Below are 20,052 nucleotides of genomic sequence, written 5' to 3'. Positions count from 1 at the left end.
GTCCAAGGACGCCCGGAGCGCTCGTCGGGCAAGGGCGCGTAGGGAAGTCCGTCGGCCGGGCGCACGGGACGGTCAAGGCCAATGCGGCGTCGCTCACACGCTAGATGTAATGCCCACGAACGTTGTTGACACGGGTGGGCGGGTGCTTGATCAATAGCGAAGACCTCCGGTGTGGTGGAGGTGTCTAGGCCCGTCACCGCACTGGAGGTCTTCGTGTCTCACCGTAATGCCCGGCTGACCGTGTTCGGGCGTCGTCTGCTCGTTGAGCGTGTCGAGGCCGGCAGGCCGGTGGCGCATGTGGCGGCGGAGATGGGTGTGTCGCGGCAGACGGCGCACAAGTGGGTGCGCCGGTTCCGCCGGGAAGGGCCGGCGGGCCTGCACGATCGCTCCAGCCGTCCGCACCGGACCCCGCACAGGACCGCGCCCGAGGTGGAGGCCGCGGTGTGCCGGCTGCGGACCGAACGCAAACGCGGTCCGGCCCGGATCGGCCCGGTCCTGGGCCTGCCCGCATCCACCGTCCACCGGATCCTGGTCCGGCACGGCCTGAACAGGCTCGCATGGCTGGACCGGCCCACCGGAGCGGTGATCCGCCGCTACGAACGCGAGCGGCCGGGCGAGCTGGTGCACGTCGACGTCAAGAAACTCGGCCGCATCCCCGACGGCGGAGGCTGGCGCACCCACGGCCGCGCCGCCTGCCCCGACCGCAAGCGCATCACCGGATTCGACTACGTCCACTCGGCCGTCGACGACCACACCCGCCTGGCCTACAGCGAGATCCACCCCGACGAGAAAGCCGCCACCTGCGCCGCCTTCCTCCACCGCGCCGCCGCCCACTTCGCGCAACTCGGCATCGACCGGATCGAACGCGTCCTGACCGACAACGCCTGGGCCTACCGCAAATCCACCGCCTGGCACCAAGCCCTGGCCGACCTCGGCGCCACCGCAAAACGCACCCGCCCCTACCGGCCCCAGACCAACGGCAAAGTCGAACGCTTCAACCGCACCCTCCTGGACGAATGGGCCTACATCCGCCCCTACACCACCAACACCGAACGAACCACAGCCCTCACCGAGTTCCTCCACACCTACAACCACCACAGGTGCCACACCGCCATCGGCGGCATGGCACCCATCACCCGCGTCAACAACCCTGCGGGCCAAATACAGCTAGATCCCGGAGAGTTCGGCGAAGCCGTTCACAAAGGCGCCGACGCTGCAATCGAAGACCCAAGCCCGCGGCGTTCGGAGCTCCACCCGAGAGGAGGAACGTCCGGCTTGAAAACGAACACCAGAGGCCATCTGGAGCTGACCCTGGCGAGGGTCTGCCATGCCCGAAATCTCTAGACATGTACGAAATGTGTCCGAGGGGGGACTTGAACCCCCACGCCCCGTAAAGGGCACTAGCACCTCAAGCTAGCGCGTCTGCCATTCCGCCACCCGGACTTGGTGTCTCCGCGCTGGTGAGCGCGGCGGCGAGAAGAACGATACCACTGGGGAGGGGTGGGCGCGATTCGGATCTTCGACGCGTTCTGATCTTGGGGTGGAGGGGCTCGTTCGGGGGGGTCGGGAGGGGGCGGCGGGGGTGGACTCGGGGGGTGGACTCGGGGGGTGGGGGCGCTGGGAGGATGGGGCGTGGAGGTGGGGAGACATGGAGAACGAGGTCGTTGAGCTCTGCCGGGAGCTGATCCGGATCGACACGTCCAACACGGGGGACGTGGACGGGCCCGGGGAGCGGGCGGCGGCGGAGTACGTCGCGGAGAAGCTCGAGGGGGTGGGGATCAAGACGACGGTGCTGGAGTCGGCCAAGCGGCGGACCAGTGTGGTGGCGCGCATCGAGGGGACCGATCCGAGCCGGGACGCGCTGCTGCTGCACGGGCACCTCGACGTGGTGCCGGCGCAGGCGTCGGACTGGACGCACCACCCGTTCTCGGGCGAGATCGCCGACGGGTGCGTGTGGGGGCGTGGAGCCGTCGACATGAAGGACATGGACGCGATGATCCTCGCGTCCGTGCTGGACCGGGCCCGGACGGGGCGGCGGCCCAAGCGCGACCTCGTCCTGGCGTTCCTCGCCGACGAGGAGGCCGGCGGGAAGTACGGGGCGCACTTCCTCGTCGACGAGCACCCGCACCTGTTCGAGGGCTGCACGGAGGCCGTCGGGGAGGTCGGCGGGTTCAGCCTGTCGGTGCCGGGCGACCGGCGGCTCTACCTGATCGAGACGGCCGAGAAGGGCCTGGCGTGGATGCGGCTGAAGGCCGTCGGGACCGCCGGCCACGGGTCGATGATCCATGACGACAACGCGGTGACGGAGCTGGCGAAGGCCGTCGCGCGGATCGGCGAGCACAGGTTCCCCGTGCAGTTGACGCCGACGGTCCGGAGGTTCCTGGAGGCGGCGTGCGAGGCGTACGGGGTGGAGTTCGACCCGAAGGATCCCGAGGCGTCCCTGCCGCATCTGGGGACGCTCGCGCGGATGATCGGGGCCACGCTGCGCAGCACCCTCAACCCGACCCGCCTGGACGCCGGATACAAGACGAACGTCATTCCGCAGCATGCCGAGGCGCAGATCGACGGACGGTTCCTGCCCGGCTATGAGAAGGAGTTCTTCGAGACGGTCGACGCGCTTCTCGGGGAGAAGGTCCAGCGCGAATTCGTCCATTACGACATCGCCGTCGAAACGGAATACGAGGGCGATCTCGTCGGGGCGATGGAGGAGGCCCTGACGTGGGCGGACCCGGGGGCGATCCCCGTGCCGTACTGCCTCAGCGCAGGGACGGACGCGAAGTCGTTCGCCACTCTCGGGATGCGCTGCTATGGCTTCGCCCCCCTCAAGCTCCCGGCTGATCTGGATTTTTCCGGCATGTTCCATGGCGTCGACGAACGCGTTCCCGTCGACGGCCTCCAGTTCGGTGCCCGCGTTCTCGACCGTTTCCTGGACAACGCATAACCTTTATGTTTTCAAAGGCTCTCAATGGGTATCGCGTGGTGCTAGCGTTACCGTCCGTAGGGGAGAGATCGTCCCTCCTCTGCGGCGGAACCCGTGTGTCCGGACGGCGGGGGCGGCCCGGACACGCGGCCCGCGATCCGATCCGTGATCTCCCCGGGAGCCCCATGCTGAACCGGACCCAGCGCGTCGGCCGAGTTCTTCTCGCCGTCTGCGCCCTGACGCTAGGCACGGGCGCCTTCCAGCTCCCTTCGGCCGTCTCCGCCCAGACCCCCGGGCGGGACGGGTCCCCCGGAACCTCGGCCGCCGCCCCGGCCTTCACTGGCACAAGCCAGGGCGGCGCCGAGGATTCGCTCCTGCCGGTCTCCCTCGCGGCCTTGTGCGGGGATTTCTGTGCGGTCCGCCATCCCGGCCCCGCGACGCCACCGCACCCGGATCCGCGCCCGGACTGCTCGGACGCCCACTGCCTCCCGGCTCCCGTGCCCGCGCACACCCCGGTGAAGATCCCCTGCGTCCAGCCTTCCGGCCGCTCGACCCCCTGCGACCGACCCGATACGGTGCCGCACCCCGTGGCGCACCCCGAAGACGCCGCCCACCCCTGCCCGTCCCTCGTCCCCTCCGCCAGGCACCGCACCTGCCCCGATGACGGTCAGGCCGCCCCGCCCGAGGAATGCGCCAAGCCGCAGGGCCAGTGCGCCGAGCCCGCTCCTCCCGTGTTCCAGGTCTGCGGTCATGCCATCGCCATCCTGGGCGCGGCCACCTCCACCTGCACGAGCGGCGGGTCCGACGCCTCCCCGGTCAGCCTGTGCGGCAACGCCGTCGCGGTCCTGGGCACCGCCGTCTCCGGCTGTTCGGGCTCGGAGCCGGAAGGGCAAGGCGGCCTGGTCGTCTGCGGCAACGCCGTGGCCGTCCTCGGCACGGCCTCCGCGACCTGCCGGAAGGCCCCGGTCGCCCGCGCCGAGCGGAAACAGTCCGCCGGCGTCCTCCAGCACGTCTCGTGGCCCGCACCGCCGTCCGCCTTCGTGGCGCCGGAGCGCCCAAGGCTCTACGGCCACCACAGCGGCTGGACCCCGGCCCGTCCTTCGTCGGCGGGCTCCGCGCCGGGCGCGCCGGATCGTGCGGCGTGGGTCATCTCACCGATCGGCGGGGCGCTGCCGATCCCGCGGACCCCGGGCTCTCCCCGGTAGGAGCGCTTCGTCCGTCCCGGGAGCGCGGCTCGGGCCCCCGGGTAAATTGTTGCTTGCTGAGGCTTTATGGGTAGTTCATGCGGGTTGGTGCAGGGTGCTCCGTGCCCGAATGATCTTCTTGCGGAGCTGGATCCGGCGTCTTCCGTCCCGATGGACGCGCACCGTGTGAAGTTCCCAGCCGCCGTATTCCGCGTGCTCGGTCATGACCTGCCGGGCGGCCTCACGCGTGGTCCCTCGCGGCAGATTCAGAATGAGATAGGTGTACTCCACCATCACCAGCCAGTTTGCCAGACTGGAGCGGCGAGATGAACCCTTCGGGAAGAGCCTGGTCTCCCCTGACGTTGAGGCGTGTCATCCTGTCGAGGGTTTATCGTCGCGTGGTGGGCGGGAACCCCGCACGGCAGGGGACAGGCCTCATCGGGGGTACCGTCGGGATGAAGGCGCCTTGCGCGACGGCAAGTCGGAAACGAAGCGTTTGAAGCGATACGGATAGGTCGGAGAGCTGTGCCAGCCAGTAACGGCAGCAGGTCGGGAGTCACCCGTCTGGTGATCGTCGAGTCGCCCGCGAAGGCGAAGAAGATCGCGGGCTACCTCGGCAATGGCTATGTGGTCGAGTCCAGCATCGGTCACATCCGGGATCTCCCAGAGAACGCGGCCGAGGTGCCGGCGAAGTACAAGGCCGAGCCCTGGGGGCGCCTCGGCGTGAACGTCGACCACGAGTTCGAGCCGGTCTACATCGTCAACGCCGACAAGAGGCAGCAGGTCGCCAAGCTGAAGAAGCTGCTCAGCGAGGCCGACGAGCTCTTCCTGGCCACGGACGAGGACCGGGAGGGCGAGGCGATCGCCTGGCACCTCCAGGAGGTCCTGAAGCCCAAGGTCCCGGTGCACCGGATGGTCTTCAACGAGATCACGCCCGACGCGATCCGCGCCGCCGCGGCCAACACCCGCGACCTCAACCTGCAGCTCGTCGACGCCCAGGAGACCCGCCGCATCCTCGACCGCCTCTACGGCTACGAGGTCAGCCCGGTCCTGTGGAAGAAGGTCATGCCGAAGCTCTCGGCGGGCCGCGTCCAGTCCGTCGCGACCAGGCTCGTGGTCGAGCGGGAGCGCGAGCGGATCGCGTTCGTGCCGGCGGACTACTGGGACATCAGCGCCGATCTCGGCACCGGCAGGGACGAGGAGCCGAACCACTTCACGGCCAAGCTCGTCTCCATCGACGGCGACCGCGTCGCCCAGGGCAGGGACTTCACCTCCCTCGGCAAGGTCAAGGGCAGTGCGCGGCAGCTGGACGAGGCGTCCGCCCGCGGCCTCGCCTCGCGGCTCGAAGGCCGCCCGTTCAAGGTCACGTCCGTCGAGCAGAAGCCGTACACGCGCAAGCCGTACGCGCCGTTCCGGACCACGACCATGCAGCAGGAGGCGAGCCGCAAGCTGGGCTTCTCGCCGAAGTACGCGATGCAGATCGCGCAGCGGCTGTACGAGAACGGCTTCATCACCTACATGCGTACGGACAGCATCACGCTGTCCCAGACCGCGATCTCCGCCGCGCGCTCCCAGGCGAGCGCCCTGTACGGCGCGCAGTACATTCCGGACAAGCCGCGCGTCTACACCGCGAAGGTCAAGAACGCGCAGGAGGCGCACGAGGCGATCCGCCCGGCCGGCGAGACGTTCCAGACGCCCGCCGAGACGCGCCTCACCGGCGACCAGTTCCGGCTGTACGAGCTGATCTGGAAGCGCACGATCGCGTCGCAGATGAAGGACGCCCTGGGCCAGTCGGTCTCGGTGCGGATTCTCGGCGAGTCACAGACGGGCGAGGCCGCCGAGTTCGGCGCGTCCGGCCGCACGATCACCTTCCACGGCTTCCTCAAGGCCTACGTCGAGGGCGCCGACGACCCCGAGTCGGGCACCGACGACCAGGAGTCGCGCCTGCCCGTCCTCGCCGAAGGCGACGTGCTGGACCCGCGCGCGCTGACCGCCGAGGGCCACACGACCCGCGCGCCCGCCCGCTACACCGAGGCGTCCCTGATCAAAGAGCTGGAAGACCGGGAGATCGGCCGGCCGTCCACCTACTCCTCGATCATCGGGACGATCCTTGACCGCGGCTACGTCTTCAAGAAGGGCACGGCGCTCGTCCCGGCCTACGTGGCGTTCGCCGTCGTCCAGCTGATGGAGAAGCACTTCGGCAACCTCGTCGACTACGACTTCACCGCGCAGATGGAGGAGTCGCTCGACGCGATCGCCCGCGGCGAGACCGAGCGGGTGCCGTGGCTGAACCGCTTCTACCACGGTGAGCACGGGCTGAAGGAGATGGTCACCGACCTCGGCGAGATCGACGCCAAGGAGATCTCCTCGTTCCCGGTGAAGGACGATCCGGGCACGATGATCCGCGTAGGCAGGTACGGGCCCTACCTCGACCGTGACGGCGTGCGCGTCAACATCCCCGAGGACCTGGCGCCCGACGAGCTGGACAAGGCCAAGGCCGACGAGCTGTACGCGCAGCCGAGCGGCGACAGGGTGCTCGGCCGCGATCCGGAGACGGGTTTCGAGGTCGTCGCCAAGTCCGGGCGGTTCGGCCCGTATGTGACGGAGATCCTGCCCGAGGAGCTGACGACGACGGCGTCGGGCCGCAAGAAGGCCGGGGCGCCCAAGCCGCGCACGGGTTCGCTGTTCAAGGACATGTCCCTGGACACGATCACGCTGGAGCAGGCGCTCCAGCTGATGTCGCTGCCCAGGGTCGTCGGCGACCTGGACGGCGAAGAGGTCACCGCGCAGAACGGCAGGTTCGGTCCCTACCTGAAGAAGGGGACCGACTCCCGGTCCCTGGCCAGCGAGGACCAGATCTTCACCGTCACGATCGACGAGGCCAAGGCGCTGTACGCGCAGCCGAAGCAGCGGGGCCGCAGGGCCGCCGCGCCGCCGCTGCGCGAGCTCGGCAACGACCCCGTCTCCGGCCAGCCCGTGACGGTCAAGGAGGGCCGCTTCGGCCCGTACGTCACCGACGGCGAGACCAACGCCTCGCTCCGCAAGGGCGACGAGGTCGAGCAGATCACGATCGAGCGGGCCGCCGAACTGCTCGCCGAGCGGCGCGAGAAGGTCGCGGCCGCGGGGCCGAAGCCCGCCCGGAAGCGGGCGCCGGCGAAGACCTCCGCTGCCAAGACCTCGGCTGCCAAGACCTCCGCGGCCAAGACCGGGACGAAGACGACGGCCAAGGCGAAGACCACTACCTCAAGGGCCAAGTCGCAGGCATAGGGACACGCACGCCGATACCCTGCCTGGCATGAACAATCCAGGCGTCTTGTCGATCATGCCGTTCCGTCGGCTGTGGATCGCGGTGTCGCTGTCCAGCCTGGGGGACTGGCTGAGCCTCCTCGCGCTCACGGCGATGGCGCACGCGCTGACCGGCTCCTATGCCGCGCAGGCGTACGCCGTCTCCGGTGTGCTGGCGGCGAAGCTGCTGCCGGTCCTGCTGTTCGGCCCCCTCATGGGCGCGCTCGCCGACCGGCTCGACCGCCGCGCCGTGCTGCTCTGCGCGGACGTCGTGCGGTTCGCGCTCGTCCTTTCGGTCCCGCTCGTCGGCCGCCTGGAGTGGGTGTTCGCCGCGGCGTTCCTCACCGAGATGGCTTCGCTGCTGCGCAGGCCCGCCGAGGACGCGACGGTGCCCGCGGTGGTGCCCCCGAAGGCCTACCCGCGGGCGAAGAGCGTCGCCGTGTGGACGGTCTACGGGGCCGCGCCCGTGGCGGGCGTACTGTTCGCCGTCACGGCGCTCCTGGCGGACCTCTTCGTCCCCGGGCCGGATCTGGCCCTGTACGTCTGCGCGGGCGTCTTCCTCGTCGGGGCCGTCGTCTCGTTCACCCTCAAGACGGGCGCCTCCCGCCACCCCGTCTCCGTGCCCTCCCTGCCGGGGCGGATCCTCGACGGCTGGAAGTACGCCGGAGGCACCCCGCTCGTCCGCGGCCTGATCGTCGGGCTCGCCGGGGTCTCCCTGGCGGGCGGCCTCCTCATCGGCGTTCTGCGGCCCGCCGCCGCCGCGCTGGGCGCCGGGGACGCCGGGTTCGGGATGCTCTTCGCCGCGGTCTTCCTCGGCCTGTCGTCCGGGATGCTCCTCGGCCCGCGCATCCTGCGGGACCTGAGCCGCCGCCGCCTCTTCGGCCTGGCCGTGCCGGCCACCGCCCTGGCCCTCGTCCCCGCCGCGCTGATCCAGGAGCTCGTCGCGGTGTTCGTGCTGGCCGGGCTCGTCGGGTTCGGCGCGGGCGTCGCGGGCGCGACGGCCCAGGTCATCACCACCGAGGAGATCCGCGAGGACCTGCGGGAGCGGACCTCCTCGTACCTGCGCTCGCTCGTCCGCGTCGTGCTCACCGTGAGCGCGGTCGTGGCGCCCGCGGCGGCCGGCGCGCTGGGTCAGCACACCCTCGCCCTCGGCGACGTCTCCTACAGCGTCCAGGGGACCGCGGAGGTGCTGCTCATCGGCGCGCTGGTCACGCTGCTCGCCGGGCTCACCACGTTCCGTCTCGCCGACGACCGGCGCGGCATCCCCCTGAAGGCCGACCTCTATGGTGCGCTTCAGGGCGTGGCCTATGTACCGCCCGCCCCGGGCAAGAAGAAGGAGCGCGGCCTGTTCATCGCCTTCGAAGGCGGTGAGGGCGCGGGCAAGACCACCCAGTCTCGGCTGCTCGCGATCTGGCTGCGCGACAACGGCTTCGACGTGGTGACCACCCGCGAGCCCGGCGCGACCAAGGTCGGGATGCGCCTTCGCGCGATCCTGCTCGACCGCGACACCACCGCGCTGTCCGACCGCGCCGAGTCCCTGCTGTACGCCGCCGACCGGGCCCAGCACGTCGACGCGGTCATCCGGCCCGCGCTCCAGCACGGCTCGGTGGTCATCACCGACCGGTACGTCGACTCCTCCCTGGCCTACCAGGCCTACGGGCGGGAGCAGGCCGTCGAGGAGATCCGGGCCGTCAACGCCTGGGCGACCGGCGACCTCGTCCCGGACCTGACCGTGCTGCTCGACGTGCCCCCGTCCGTCGGACTGAACCGGTTCGCCACACCCGCCGACCGGATCGAGTCCGAGCCGCACGACTTCCACGACAGGGTCCGCCGCGGATTCCGCGCCCTCGCCGACGCAGAACCCGACCGCTACCTCGTCCTGGACGCCTCCGGGGACCAGGACGAGATCACCCGGCAGATCCGAGCCCGCGTCCGCGCGATGCTGCCCGACCCCGTCCCTGCCTCCACCGAGGACATCACCTCGACCTTCCCGGCGATCCGGGACGTCTGACCCGCGCCGACCCGCCCCGGAAGGGCCGCGAGGTGCAATAGCCTGGCGGAATGACGGTGTTCGACGATCTGGTGGGGCAGGGTCCGGTCGTCGCGCAGCTCCAGGCGGCGGTCGCGGCGGCGCGCGCGGGCGCGGGCGGCATGACCCACGCCTGGCTGTTCACCGGGCCGCCCGGCTCGGGCCGCGAGGCCGCCGCCACCGCCTTCGCCGCGGGCCTCCAGTGCACGGCGGAGCCCGCCGGCTGCGGCTACTGCGCCGCCTGCCACCAGGTGCTCGCCGGCACCCACGCGGACCTTGAGGTCGTCCGGCCGCAGGGGCTGTCCTACTCCGTCCGCGAGACCCGCGAGCTCGTGCTGCGCGCCGCCGCCCGGCCGACGGGCGGGCGCTGGCAGATCGTGCTGTTCGAGGACGCCGACCGGGCCACCGAAGCCGCCGCGAACGCACTGCTCAAGGCGATCGAGGAGCCTCCGCCCAAGACGGTGTGGCTGCTGTGCGCCCCCTCCCCGGACGACCTCGTCATGACGATCCGGTCGCGCTGCCGCCTGGTGACCTTGCGCACCCCGTCGGCCGAAGCCGTCACCGGCCTGCTGGTCCAGCGCGACGGGATCGACCCCGAGCTCGCCCGGGTCTGTGCCCAGGCCGCGCAGGGCGACATCGCCCGCGCCCGGCAGCTCGCCGGCGACCCCTCAGTGCGCGGCCGCCGCGGCGACGTCCTCTCCGTGCCCGCCCGGCTCACCGCCGTCGGCCCGGCCGTCATGGCCGCCGAGGCGCTGGTGAAGACCGCGGAGGAGGAGGCCAAGGCGCGCACCGAGGAGCTCAACGAGGCCGAGACCTCCGCGATGCGCCAGGCGCTCGGCGAGTCCGCCAAGGGCCGGATGCCGCGCGGCACCGCGGGCGCGCTGAAGGAGCTGGAGGACCGGCAGAAGTCGCGGGCGACCCGGCTGAAGCGCGACGCCCTCGACCGTGCCCTGCTCGACCTCGCCTCCTTCTACCGCGACGTGCTCTCCCTCCAGTTCGGCGCGTCCGTCCCCCTGGTCAACGGCGACCGCTCCCGCGAACTCACCGACGCGGCCCGGCGGATCGCCCCGGAAGGCACCCTGCGCCGACTGGATTCGATCATGGAATGCCGGGAACGGCTCGCCGCGAACGTCAATCCCTTGCTCGCCGTCGAGGCGATGATGATGGAGCTCCGCACCGGATGACCCGCCCGATACCTTCGGCGGAATCCGCTTTGGTGAGATGATCTGTAGCGTTCCGGGAAGAAGCTCGTTTTCCCGGGAGGTGCGATGCGGCGCGTGCTCACCGCCACGACCGCGGTGGCCGCCGTCACCGCCTGCCTGATCGTCCGGCCCGCGCACGCGGGACCTGCCATACCGGGCGAACGGGAGTTCCTCGTGCTCTACGCCGAGGACACCCCCGTCGGCACGGCCCGCGCCGCGGTACGCGCGGCCGGAGGCACCGTGCTCGAGGAGAACACCGAACTCGGCTACGCCACGGTCCGGACCGCCGACACCGACTTCGTGCCGTCCGTCCTGCGCGCCGAGGCCCTCGCCGGAGTCGCGCCGAACCGGCCCGTCGCCGCGGTGCCCCAGGGCGGCGACCCGAGCGATCTCGCCGCCGGATCCGCGGCCTCCCCAGAGCCGAGCGCGACCGGCGCCCAAGGCCCGGGAAAGCCCGTCGCCGAACGGCAGTGGGACATGCGGCAGATCCAGACGGCGGAGGCCCATGCGGTGACGAAGGGCGACAAACGCGTCCTCGTCGGCGTGATGGACACCGGCATCGACGCCTCCCATCCCGACATCGCGCCCAACTTCGACCGCGCGCTCAGCCGCAACTTCACCACCGACGTGCCCTCGGACGCCAACGGCGTCGAGATCGACGGGCCCTGCTCTACCGAACCCGACCAGTCCTGCGCAGACCCCGCCGACATCGACGAGAACGAGCACGGCACCCACATCGCCTCGACGATCGCGGCTCCCGACGACGGCGTCGGGATCACCGGAGTCGCCCCGAACGTCACCATCGTCAACCTCCGCACCGGCCAGGACTCCGGCCAGTTCTTCCTCAAGCCCACCCTCGACGCCCTCGTCTACGCCGCGGACAACGGCATCGACGTCGTCAACATGTCGTACTACCTCGACCCGTGGGCCTGGAACTGCCCGAACGACCCGGGCGCCACCCTGGAGCAGAAGGCCCAGCAGCGGACCGTCATCCGGGCCGTCAACCGCGCGCTGCGCTACGCCCACGAGAGGGGCGTCACGCTGATCGCGGCGGCCGGCAACGACAAGTCCGACTACACCAAGGTGATCACCGACTCGGGGAGCCCGAACTTCGCCTCGGTCCCCGGCGAGGAGCCCAGGACGCGCGAGGTGCCGCCCTCCTGCGTCTCCCAGCCTTCCGAGGGCCAGCACGTCATCCCCGTCTCCGCCACCGGGATCACCGGGCGCAAGGCCTATTACTCCAGCTTCGGGCTCGGCTACATCAAGCTCGCCGCGCCCGGCGGCGACAAGGTCGACACCCCCGACGGCAAGGTGGACGACGAGATCGGCGTCTGGGCCGCCTACCCCGAGAACGTGGGGAAGGCCGCCGGCACGATCCGCAAGGACGGGACCCCGGCCGTCCCCTACGTGGTGAAGCAGGACAACGCCTACTACGCGTCCTTCCAGGGCACCTCGATGGCCGCGCCGCACGTCGCGGGGGTGGCCGCGCTCATCGTCAGCCGCTTCGGGAAGGCGGACGCGGCCCACGGCGGCCTCACCCTCGACCCGGACGAGGTGAAGAAGCGGCTCCTGTCGAGCGCCGTCGCCCAACCCTGCCCTGACCCGGCCACCTACACCTACACGTGGAACCTGGGCGGCAAGACCAACGCCACCTCCACCCAGACCTGCGAGGGCACCAAGGCCGACAACGGGTTCTTCGGCGCCGGCGTGACCAACGCGCGCAACGCCGTCTCCTGACGAGGGTCGGGCGGGCCAGGGGCTGGGGGAAGGGTCGCCGGTCTGGCCCGCCGCGGGTCCCGCCGTGCGGGCGGCGGGAGTCTCTACTGTTCGATGTCGGCGCGCATGTCGGCGAAGGTGCGCGCGGCGGTCGGGAGATCGCTGTCGGGGAAGAGGGCCACGCCCGCGGTGCCGACGTCGGCCCAGCCGCAGACGACCTGGCCGGTCTCGGCCAGGGAGGCCAGGAAGCACTCCAGGGAGCCGCCGAGCGGGCCCGCCGGGTAGGGCTGCGCCGACGCGCCCTCGGTCCAGCCGATCCGGTCGAGGAGGCCCCGCCAGAGGTGCTCGCGGCGCTCCGAGGTGTCCTCGGGCACGTGGTCGACGGCCACGACCAGCACGGCGTCGTCGGCGGAGCCGCCCGGGGCGGCGAACTGGGCGGCGACGAGGTTCATGCCCGCGGCCATCTCGCCCGGGTCGATCGGGACGTCCGACAGGCCCTGCACCTGGTCCAGCCCGCCCGCAGAGGCGGGCGCCACGACGCGGCGCTCCGCGGGCTGCGAAGGCGAGCCCGCGGTCCCCGACTGCTGGGAATCCGACCGCTCGGTGCGCGACGGGCGGCTCGTCTCGACCCCGGTGTCCCCGACGCTCACCGTGCACCCGCTGAGGACTCCGGCGCTGAGCAGGATCGCGAGGCCTCGTCCGATGTTCATGATCGACTCACTTCCTTGTCTGGAAGAGAGCTTCGCCCGGGAGACGACCTGGAGCCCAGGGGTTCCGGTCCCGTCTGTCTCGGGATCTATGTCATGGGTGGTCGGGATGCCTCGTCATGGGCGGCCACGGCCATCGCCACGAACTCCGCGCTGCGGTGCGCGATCGGACCGTCCGTCCGCCAGGCCACCACGTGCCGCAGCCGCAGCGGAGCGCCCTTCAGCGGCCGGATCGCCACCCCGGGCGACGCGACGGCCGTCGCCTGGCAGAGCGTCACCGCGCCGTGGTCGGCGACGAGGGACCGCGTCATGGGCTGCTCGGTCATCATGTGCCGGACGCGCGGGGTGAATCCGCTCTCCTCGCACGTCGCGTAGATGTACTCGTGCCAGCCGACTCCGTCGGAGGGGGTGAGGACCCAGTCCTCGTCGGCGAGGTCGGCGAGGGAGATCTCGACGGCCGCGGCCAGCCGGTGCTCGGCCGGGACCAGGGCGTGGATCGGCTCGACCGCGATCGACCTGATCTCCACCGACGACGGCACGGGCGGCTCGTACCCCGGGTAGTCGACGAGCGCGGCGGCGTCGAGGCGCTTGGCGGCGAGGAGGTCGAGCAGCAGCCGCGGCGAGTACTCGGTGTGCACGGTGATCGAGGCGTCGGGCTCGGCGAACAGGCGGCGGACGAGCCCGGTGAGCAGCGGCGTCGCGTAGCCGCCGATGCGCAGGGTGGCGCGGTTCTCCGGCGAGGCGGCGCCGGTGATCAGCTCCTCGACGGTGAGCAGCACCGATCGGGCACGGGTCAGAACGAACTGCCCGAAAGGCGTCGGAAGTACGCCGAACCTGCCGCGTTGGAACAGCTGGCCGCCGAGGGACTCCTCGATCCGGTGCAGTTGCGCCGTCAGCGCGGGCTGCGAGACTCCGACGGAGGCGGCGGCCCGGCTGAGGCTGCCGGCGTCGGCGATCGCGCACAGGGTGCGCAGATGCCTGAGCTCCAGCTGCATGACCTGCCCTTCTCCATTAACCTGAAAAATATACACATAAAGGACAGGTACCTAGAGGCGATGACAGAGCGCGACGACAAGGTGATCTACCGTCACTCGGGATATGTACTGACAGATCATCTCCTTGAGGTGCCTCTCGACCACGCCGCACCCGACGGTGAGCGCGTCGCGCTCTTCGCCCGCGAGATCGTCGCCGAAGCCCGCGAGAACGACGGACTGCCCTGGCTCCTCTACCTCCAGGGCGGACCCGGCCACCGGGCCCCCCGCGGCCTCCCCGCCTGGGTGGAGACCGCCGCGCAGGACTACCGCGTCGTCCTCCTCGACCAGCGGGGCACCGGCCGCAGCACCCCCCTCACCCGCCAGACGCTCGCCGACCACCCGGACGCCGCCGCCCGCCTCCGCCTCTTCCGCGCCGACTCCATCGTCAAGGACGCCGAACTGCTGCGCGCGCACCTCACCGGCGGACGGCCCTGGGGCGTCCTCGGGCAGAGCTTCGGCGGATTCTGCGCCGTGACCTACCTCTCGTTCGCCCCCGAAGGGCTCAGTGAGGTCTTCATCACGGGCGGCCTGCCCTCGCTCACCGCGACGGCGGAGGACGTCTACCGGGCCGCCTACCCCAGGGTCCTGGCGCACAACGAACGCTTCTTCGCCCGCTACCCGGGGGACGAGGAGACCGCCCTGCGCGTCGCCGAAATCCTCCGCAAGGACGACGTCCGCCTCCCGTCGGGAGAGCGCCTCACCGTACGCCGCTTCCAGACGGCCGGCCTCGGCTTCGGCACGAAGTCCGAGTTCGACGACCTGCACTACCTCCTGGAGGAGGCCTTCGCGGGCCCGTCCCTGCTGTCGGAGGTGTTCCTCCGCCGCCTCGAAGCCAGGATCTCCTTCGCCGAGTACCCCCTGTACGCCGTCCTCCACGAGTCCATCTACGCGCAGGGCGGCGCGACGGACTGGGCCGCCGACCGCGTCCGCGCCGACTTCCCCGAGTTCGACGGCTCGGCCCCCTTCCGCTTCACCGGCGAGATGATCTACCCCTGGCTCTTCGAAGAGGACTCGGCCCTGGCCCCCCTCCGCGCCGCCGCCCACTCCCTGGCCTCCTTCACCGACTGGCCCCCGCTCTACGACCCCGCCGCCCTCGCCCGCAACACCGTGCCCGTCGCCGCCGCCATCTACGCCGACGACATGTACGTGGACCGCGAAATGTCCCTCACCACCGCCGCGTCCATCGCCGGCCTCACCCCCTGGCTCACCCCCGACCACGCCCACGACGGCCTCCGAGAGTCCCCCAGAGTCCTCACCCACCTCCGCTCCCTCCTCCACCCCTGAACCGAGCCGGAGGCGACGTCCCAGGCCTCTGGAGGCGCGGGCCGACGGCCTGGAAAAGGTCGAGGAACCCTTCGCGATGGGGACGAGGGCCGGACGTGGTGGCCGAGCCGCCGGGCCGGACGCCGTGATGATCCGACGACGGGGGCTCTGTCGCTCGCCTGGGCGAGGACGAACCGCCCGCACGCATCGCGTCGCGGCCGCCGGAGGCGGTCCGGGTGAGGGGGTCAGAGTTCGGTGAGGTGGCCGTTGTCGATGCGGAGGGTTCGGGTGGTCTGGACGGCTTCCAGCATGCGGCGGTCGTGGGTGACCAGGAGGAGGGTGCCCGGGTAGGCGGCGAGGGCTGATTCGAGTTGCTCGATGGCCGCCAGGTCGAGGTGGTTGGTGGGCTCGTCCAGGACGAGGAGGTTGACGCCGCGGGCCTGGAGGAGCGCGAGGGCGGCTCGGGTGCGCTCGCCTGGGGAGAGGGTCGAGGAGGGGCGGGTGACGTGGTCGGCCCTCAGGGCGAACTTGGCGAGGAGGGTGCGGGCGTCGGCGGGGGAGAGGTCGGGCACGTGGACGCGGAAGGCGTCGAGCAGGGGAGCGCCGGTCTCGAAGAGGCGGCGGGCCTGGTCGACCTCGCCGACGACGACGCCGGGGCCGAGGGAGGCGGTGCCCTGGTCAGGGGCGAGGCGGCCCAGCAGGACCGCCAGCAGGGTGGACTTCCCCGCGCCGTTCGGGCCGGTGATGGCGACCTTCTCGGCCCAGCCGATCTCCAGGGTGATCGGCCCGAGGGTGAAGCCGCCGCGGCGCACGACCGCCTCGCGGGCCGTCGCGGTGACCGCGCCGGAGCGCGGGGCGGCCGCGATCTCCATGCGCAGCTCCCACTCCTTGCGCGGTTCGGCGACCTCATCCAGCCGTTCGATCGCGCGCTCGGTCTGCCGGGCCTTGGCGGCCTGCTTCTCGCTGGTCTCCGCGCGGTGCCGCTTGCCGATCTTGTCGTTGTCGGGGGCCTTGCGGCGGGCGTTGCGGACGCCCTTGTCCATCCAGTTGCGCTGCTGGACCGCGCGGTCCTTGAGCGTGCCGAGCTTGTCCGCGTACTCCTCGTACTCCGCGCGGGCATGCCGCCGGGCTATCTCCCGCTCGGCGAGGTAGGCCTCGTAGCCGCCGCCGTAGACGTTGATCTGCCCCTGGTGCAGGTCGAGCTCGACCACGCGGTCGACGGTCCGGGCGAGGAACTCGCGGTCGTGGCTGACCAGCACGGTGGCCGCGCGCAGGCCCTTGACGAACTTCTCCAGGCGCTCCAGGCCGTCGAGGTCGAGGTCGTTGGTGGGCTCGTCGAGCAGGAAGACGTCGTAGCGGCTGAGGAGGAGGCTCGCGAGGCCCGCACGGGCGGCCTGCCCGCCGGACAGCGAGGTCATCTCCTGGTCGAGGCCGACCGACAGGCCCAGGTCGGCGGCGACCTCCTCGGCGCGTTCGTCGAGGTCGGCGCCGCCGAGCGCGAGCCAGCGCTCCAAGGCGACGGCGTACTCCTCGTCGGCGCCCGGCTCGCCCGCGCCGAACCGCTCGGTGGCGGCGTCGAACGCGGCCTGGGCCGCGGCGACACCGGTGCGCCGCGCGAGGAAGTCCCGGATGCTCTCGCCCGGCCTGCGCTCCGGCTCCTGTGGCAGGTACCCGACCGTGGCGTGCCCCGGGTTGACCCGCACCTCGCCTTCTTCGGCGGACACCTCGCCCGCGAGCGTGCGCAGCAGCGTGCTCTTGCCGGCCCCGTTCACCCCGACCAGACCGACGACCTCGCCCGGCGCCACCACAAGGTCCAGCCCCGCGAACAGCGCCCGGCCCCCGTGCCCCGCCGCCAGCCCCTTCACCACGATCGTCGCGCTCATGCCCGGAACGCTACCCGCCCCCCGAACATCCCGCCGACACCCCTGTGAACAACCCCCCACCCCCCGGCCAAGCCCCCAACAGCCCCCAGAAAGCCACCCCCCACCGCACCAAGCCAGCCGGATCCCCCAGCCCACGGGGGTTTTATGGGGGCCGAAGCCCCCTCATACCCCCGACCCCTGGCCAGGAGCCCACTGAGTGGGTCGTGTGGGACTCGAACCCACAACCTACGGATTAAAAGTCCGCCCAACCCCATCCACAGTCATCCACATTCATTCGCTGACCTGCTCCCCAGCCCTCACGCCGTCCACCCCGATCCACCCTCGCCCAGCTCTGTTGTTAGCGCCCCCGTTAGCAACCACCATCCGACCGCGAGCCCATCACGCCCGTCCCGGAGTGCTCGCCCGCGCGAACGGCGAGACGGTGTGACAGGCGGTTTCGCGCGGGTGAGTGCGCCGGCTTGCGGGGGGCTGGGGGCGGCAGCCCCCCGCTTCAAGCTCGATCAACCGACTCATCCCGTCGGCCTCTTCGTCCCGAACGAAGTAACCCAAGATCGTTGCTGGGGCCGGACACACCCCGACCAGCGCCGGAAGTCCGTGAGAGTCCTGGAGGGTCCGCGCTCTTCCCCAGAGGTTGCCACTCATTTGGACACCCACTAGCCTGCGCTGTCCGCCTGAAATCCGTTGATTGTTCGGTGCCAGGTGTCCATGCTGGTGGACCTGGTGAGGAGAAGAGATGGCGCTTGTCAGGAAGGGCTCTCGGGGTATCACGGTTGATGGCCTCGACTATCGCTGGACGGTACGCCGGAAGATGACCTACTGCCAGGGCAGCGAGTGGGGCCCGCTCACTTTTGCCGTGGAGCACTCGGAACGGGTGGGCAGCGTTCTGGCGGTCTCCGTGCCCTGCGCTCACCCGCGGAGTTGGATAGGTGGCCGGTCGATGACGGTGCGGCCGGCTCTTGTCGCCTCGTCCATCCGCACAGCCCTGGCAAGAGGGTGGACCCCGCTCAGACCAGGGTCGGCATTCCATCTCGAACTGGAGGAGCAAGACCTTCCCGATGACGCGGTGTGGTTCATCGCCGCCATCTGATCCGTAGCAAGATCAAGCCCGTCCACGGCCGTGCGGATCAGCACCCTGGCCTGCGCGGAGGTCTCTCGGTGATCCACGCTCGCCCATCGTCGTCCGAGTCCGTTGTTAGCGCGCTGTTAGCAGGACCTGGTTCAGTCGGTGCGCAGTCTCTCGCGCTGCGGGTCGTAGCAGATCAGACCCAGCTCGGAAGCAAGCCGAGCCGCAAAGGTCGCGGCTTCTATCCCCTGGCCCCAGGTGAAGGTCAGATAGGCGACGGAGCCACTCGCTGACTCGATCGCAGGAGCCGATGACCATGCTCCGCTCTCGTCGGGCAAGTGCTCCAAAAGCCGCTCCATGAACAACTGAATCAGTGGAGTGGGAGGGTCCTCGTCGTTGAGCTCCATGACCTCCATGTGTGCGTCGTAGATGACGCCTGCCGAATGATCATTTGGAGGTGTCTCGCCTTCCCAGATCGCAAGGTCGTAGCTCATGCCGGAATGATCTCAGAACGCGACAAGCCTCGGAGGTGATCAGAGGTCCGGTTCCGGGTGCCCTGAGCCAGGACTTCGTGGACAGCGCGGATGACGGGAATTGAACCCGCGTGGTCAGCTTGGGAATCTCCTGGACCTACCGCCCTCCACGCCCTGACCAGCATGATCGACATACCACCCGTGATCCCTACCGCCCCTTAATCACCTCGCCTAATCGCCCGAGCTTCTCCGCTGTGCCCTGTCGGTACTCGACCTTGCTCCTCTACCCGTTGCCCATTCCCTCGACTACCCGACACGGCCGCAGCATCGTTCCGGAGGGCTTGACCGCGCGAACGGCGAGACGGTGCGACAGAGGGATTCGCGCGGGCGAGTCCTCCGGTCGGCGGGGGGCTGGGGGCGGCATGCCCCCGCTTCGAGCTCGATCAACCGAATCATCCCTCGGCCTCTTCTCCCGAACGAAGCGATGCAGGATCGCTACCGCACCCATCGCGGCTCTGACCAGGGCGGGGATTCCTCAGCCGTACGTTGGGATCCGTGTCTGTCCCCCTACGTTGTCACCCAGTTCGTCACTCCGGGGAACCGATCGGCGGCTGAGCGGGCGGGTGCGGGTGTCGCGTCGATCGGAGAATCACGGGCCAAAGGGGATCTCCTCCCTGGTACCCCGGCCGAACATCGAGAATCTCGGTTGTTCTGTCGGCGGCGCTGGTTAGCGTTGAGGTTCTGGCTTCGAACTTCCAGGGGCATCATGAGCGAACCGACGGCATGGCTGGCACTGACGGTCTCCGGCAAGCGAGAGCACGGAGGAAACGACGGATACCCGGACGTACCCAACAAGTCGTACCGCTGGGACAGCACCGTCCCTCACTCGGCCGTGGTAGCGCCTGGCGATGTGATCGCGCTCTGGGACAAGCACACCCTGCTGGGTGTCTCGGTGATCGAAGAGATTCTGACCAAGCAGGTGCAGAAACCGATCTACAAGTGCCCCGGCTGCGGGAACTCCAGCATCAAGACCCGCGGTGTGCAACAGCCCACCTACCGCTGCTATGGATGCAAGCACGAGTTCGACATCGCGATCCGCCAGGACAAAGAGGTCACCTCCTACGCCTCCCAGCACGAAGCGGCATGGATAGACCTTCCGGGCATCCTGTCCGGCAGCGAACTACGGCAACTGTGCCTCATCCCCGGAACCCAGCACAGCTTCCGCAAGCTCAACTGGCCAGCCTTTACCGAGGCGATAGACCAACGCACCGGACAGCTCGCACTACCCCTGCT

The 20,052-nt window shown here is 70.4% G+C and carries 13 protein-coding genes, 2 tRNA genes and 1 pseudogene; 9 read left to right on the top strand and 7 right to left on the bottom strand.

Annotated elements, in window-relative coordinates; genetic code table 11:
* Positions 1 to 213 precede the first annotated feature (213 nt).
* Positions 214 to 1,161, top strand: a pseudogene (locus tag ACYVOM_RS06715) (IS481 family transposase); the annotation flags it as partial.
* Positions 1,162 to 1,358: 197 nt separating this feature from the next.
* On the opposite strand, the gene ACYVOM_RS06710 reads toward ACYVOM_RS06715, so the two are convergent.
* A tRNA-Leu gene (locus ACYVOM_RS06710) sits at positions 1,359 to 1,443 on the bottom strand.
* Positions 1,444 to 1,648: 205 nt separating this feature from the next.
* Between ACYVOM_RS06710 and ACYVOM_RS06705 the strand changes: the two genes are divergently transcribed.
* Together ACYVOM_RS06705 and ACYVOM_RS06700 are read left to right on the top strand one after the other, a co-directional pair.
* Positions 1,649 to 2,941: a M20/M25/M40 family metallo-hydrolase gene (locus ACYVOM_RS06705; protein WP_460302314.1), complete on the top strand. Its 1,293-nt coding sequence runs from the start codon at positions 1,649 to 1,651 to the stop codon at positions 2,939 to 2,941.
* Positions 2,942 to 3,507: 566 nt separating this feature from the next.
* A complete protein-coding gene (locus tag ACYVOM_RS06700; RefSeq protein ID WP_460302313.1) occupies positions 3,508 to 4,125 on the top strand; it encodes a hypothetical protein in 618 nt (205 codons plus the stop codon).
* A gap of 75 nt (positions 4,126 to 4,200) precedes the next feature.
* On the opposite strand, the gene ACYVOM_RS06695 is transcribed toward ACYVOM_RS06700, so the two are convergent.
* A complete protein-coding gene (locus ACYVOM_RS06695; RefSeq protein ID WP_123669916.1) occupies positions 4,201 to 4,398 on the bottom strand; it encodes a DUF5703 family protein in 198 nt (65 codons plus the stop codon).
* 231 nt (positions 4,399 to 4,629) lie between these two features.
* On the opposite strand from ACYVOM_RS06695, the gene topA reads away from it, so the two are divergent.
* The 4 genes from topA (at position 4,630) to ACYVOM_RS06675 (ending at position 12,357) form a co-directional block, all read left to right on the top strand.
* Positions 4,630 to 7,371: a type I DNA topoisomerase gene (gene topA, locus ACYVOM_RS06690; RefSeq protein ID WP_460302312.1), complete on the top strand. Its 2,742-nt coding sequence runs from the start codon at positions 4,630 to 4,632 to the stop codon at positions 7,369 to 7,371.
* 28 nt (positions 7,372 to 7,399) lie between these two features.
* A complete protein-coding gene (tmk, locus tag ACYVOM_RS06685; protein ID WP_460302311.1) occupies positions 7,400 to 9,400 on the top strand; it encodes a dTMP kinase in 2,001 nt (666 codons plus the stop codon).
* A 50-nt stretch (positions 9,401 to 9,450) separates the two neighbouring features.
* Positions 9,451 to 10,602: a DNA polymerase III subunit delta' gene (locus tag ACYVOM_RS06680; protein ID WP_460302310.1), complete on the top strand. Its 1,152-nt coding sequence runs from the start codon at positions 9,451 to 9,453 to the stop codon at positions 10,600 to 10,602.
* Between the two features lie 84 nt (positions 10,603 to 10,686).
* The gene (locus ACYVOM_RS06675; RefSeq protein ID WP_460302309.1) at positions 10,687 to 12,357 is read left to right on the top strand and encodes a S8 family peptidase; all 1,671 of its coding nucleotides are present in this window, start codon (positions 10,687 to 10,689) and stop codon (positions 12,355 to 12,357) included.
* An 83-nt stretch (positions 12,358 to 12,440) separates the two neighbouring features.
* On the opposite strand, the gene ACYVOM_RS06670 is transcribed toward ACYVOM_RS06675, so the two are convergent.
* A complete protein-coding gene (locus ACYVOM_RS06670) occupies positions 12,441 to 13,046 on the bottom strand; it encodes a hypothetical protein (RefSeq protein ID WP_460302308.1) in 606 nt (201 codons plus the stop codon).
* 86 nt (positions 13,047 to 13,132) lie between these two features.
* Positions 13,133 to 14,038, bottom strand: a complete 906-nt coding sequence (locus ACYVOM_RS06665) for a LysR family transcriptional regulator (RefSeq protein ID WP_460302307.1) — start codon at positions 14,036 to 14,038, stop codon at positions 13,133 to 13,135.
* Between the two features lie 60 nt (positions 14,039 to 14,098).
* On the opposite strand from ACYVOM_RS06665, the gene ACYVOM_RS06660 reads away from it, so the two are divergent.
* A complete protein-coding gene (locus tag ACYVOM_RS06660) occupies positions 14,099 to 15,361 on the top strand; it encodes an alpha/beta fold hydrolase (protein WP_460302306.1) in 1,263 nt (420 codons plus the stop codon).
* 224 nt (positions 15,362 to 15,585) lie between these two features.
* Here ACYVOM_RS06660 and ACYVOM_RS06655 read toward each other — a convergent pair whose 3' ends face one another.
* From ACYVOM_RS06655 to ACYVOM_RS06645, 3 genes are all read right to left on the bottom strand, one after another.
* Positions 15,586 to 17,223, bottom strand: a complete 1,638-nt coding sequence (locus ACYVOM_RS06655; protein ID WP_460302305.1) for an ABC-F family ATP-binding cassette domain-containing protein — start codon at positions 17,221 to 17,223, stop codon at positions 15,586 to 15,588.
* Between the two features lie 197 nt (positions 17,224 to 17,420).
* A tRNA-Ser gene (locus ACYVOM_RS06650) sits at positions 17,421 to 17,514 on the bottom strand.
* A 927-nt stretch (positions 17,515 to 18,441) separates the two neighbouring features.
* Positions 18,442 to 18,780, bottom strand: coding sequence for a hypothetical protein (locus ACYVOM_RS06645; RefSeq protein ID WP_460302304.1), 339 nt, complete (start codon positions 18,778 to 18,780; stop codon positions 18,442 to 18,444).
* Positions 18,781 to 19,525: 745 nt separating this feature from the next.
* Here ACYVOM_RS06645 and ACYVOM_RS06640 point away from each other — a divergent pair.
* Positions 19,526 to 20,052: hypothetical protein (locus ACYVOM_RS06640; RefSeq protein ID WP_460302303.1), on the top strand; the 527-nt coding region annotated here is incomplete at its 3' end.

The organism is Actinocorallia aurea, assembly GCF_054783995.1.
This window is presented reverse-complemented; position numbering and strand designations above follow the sequence as displayed.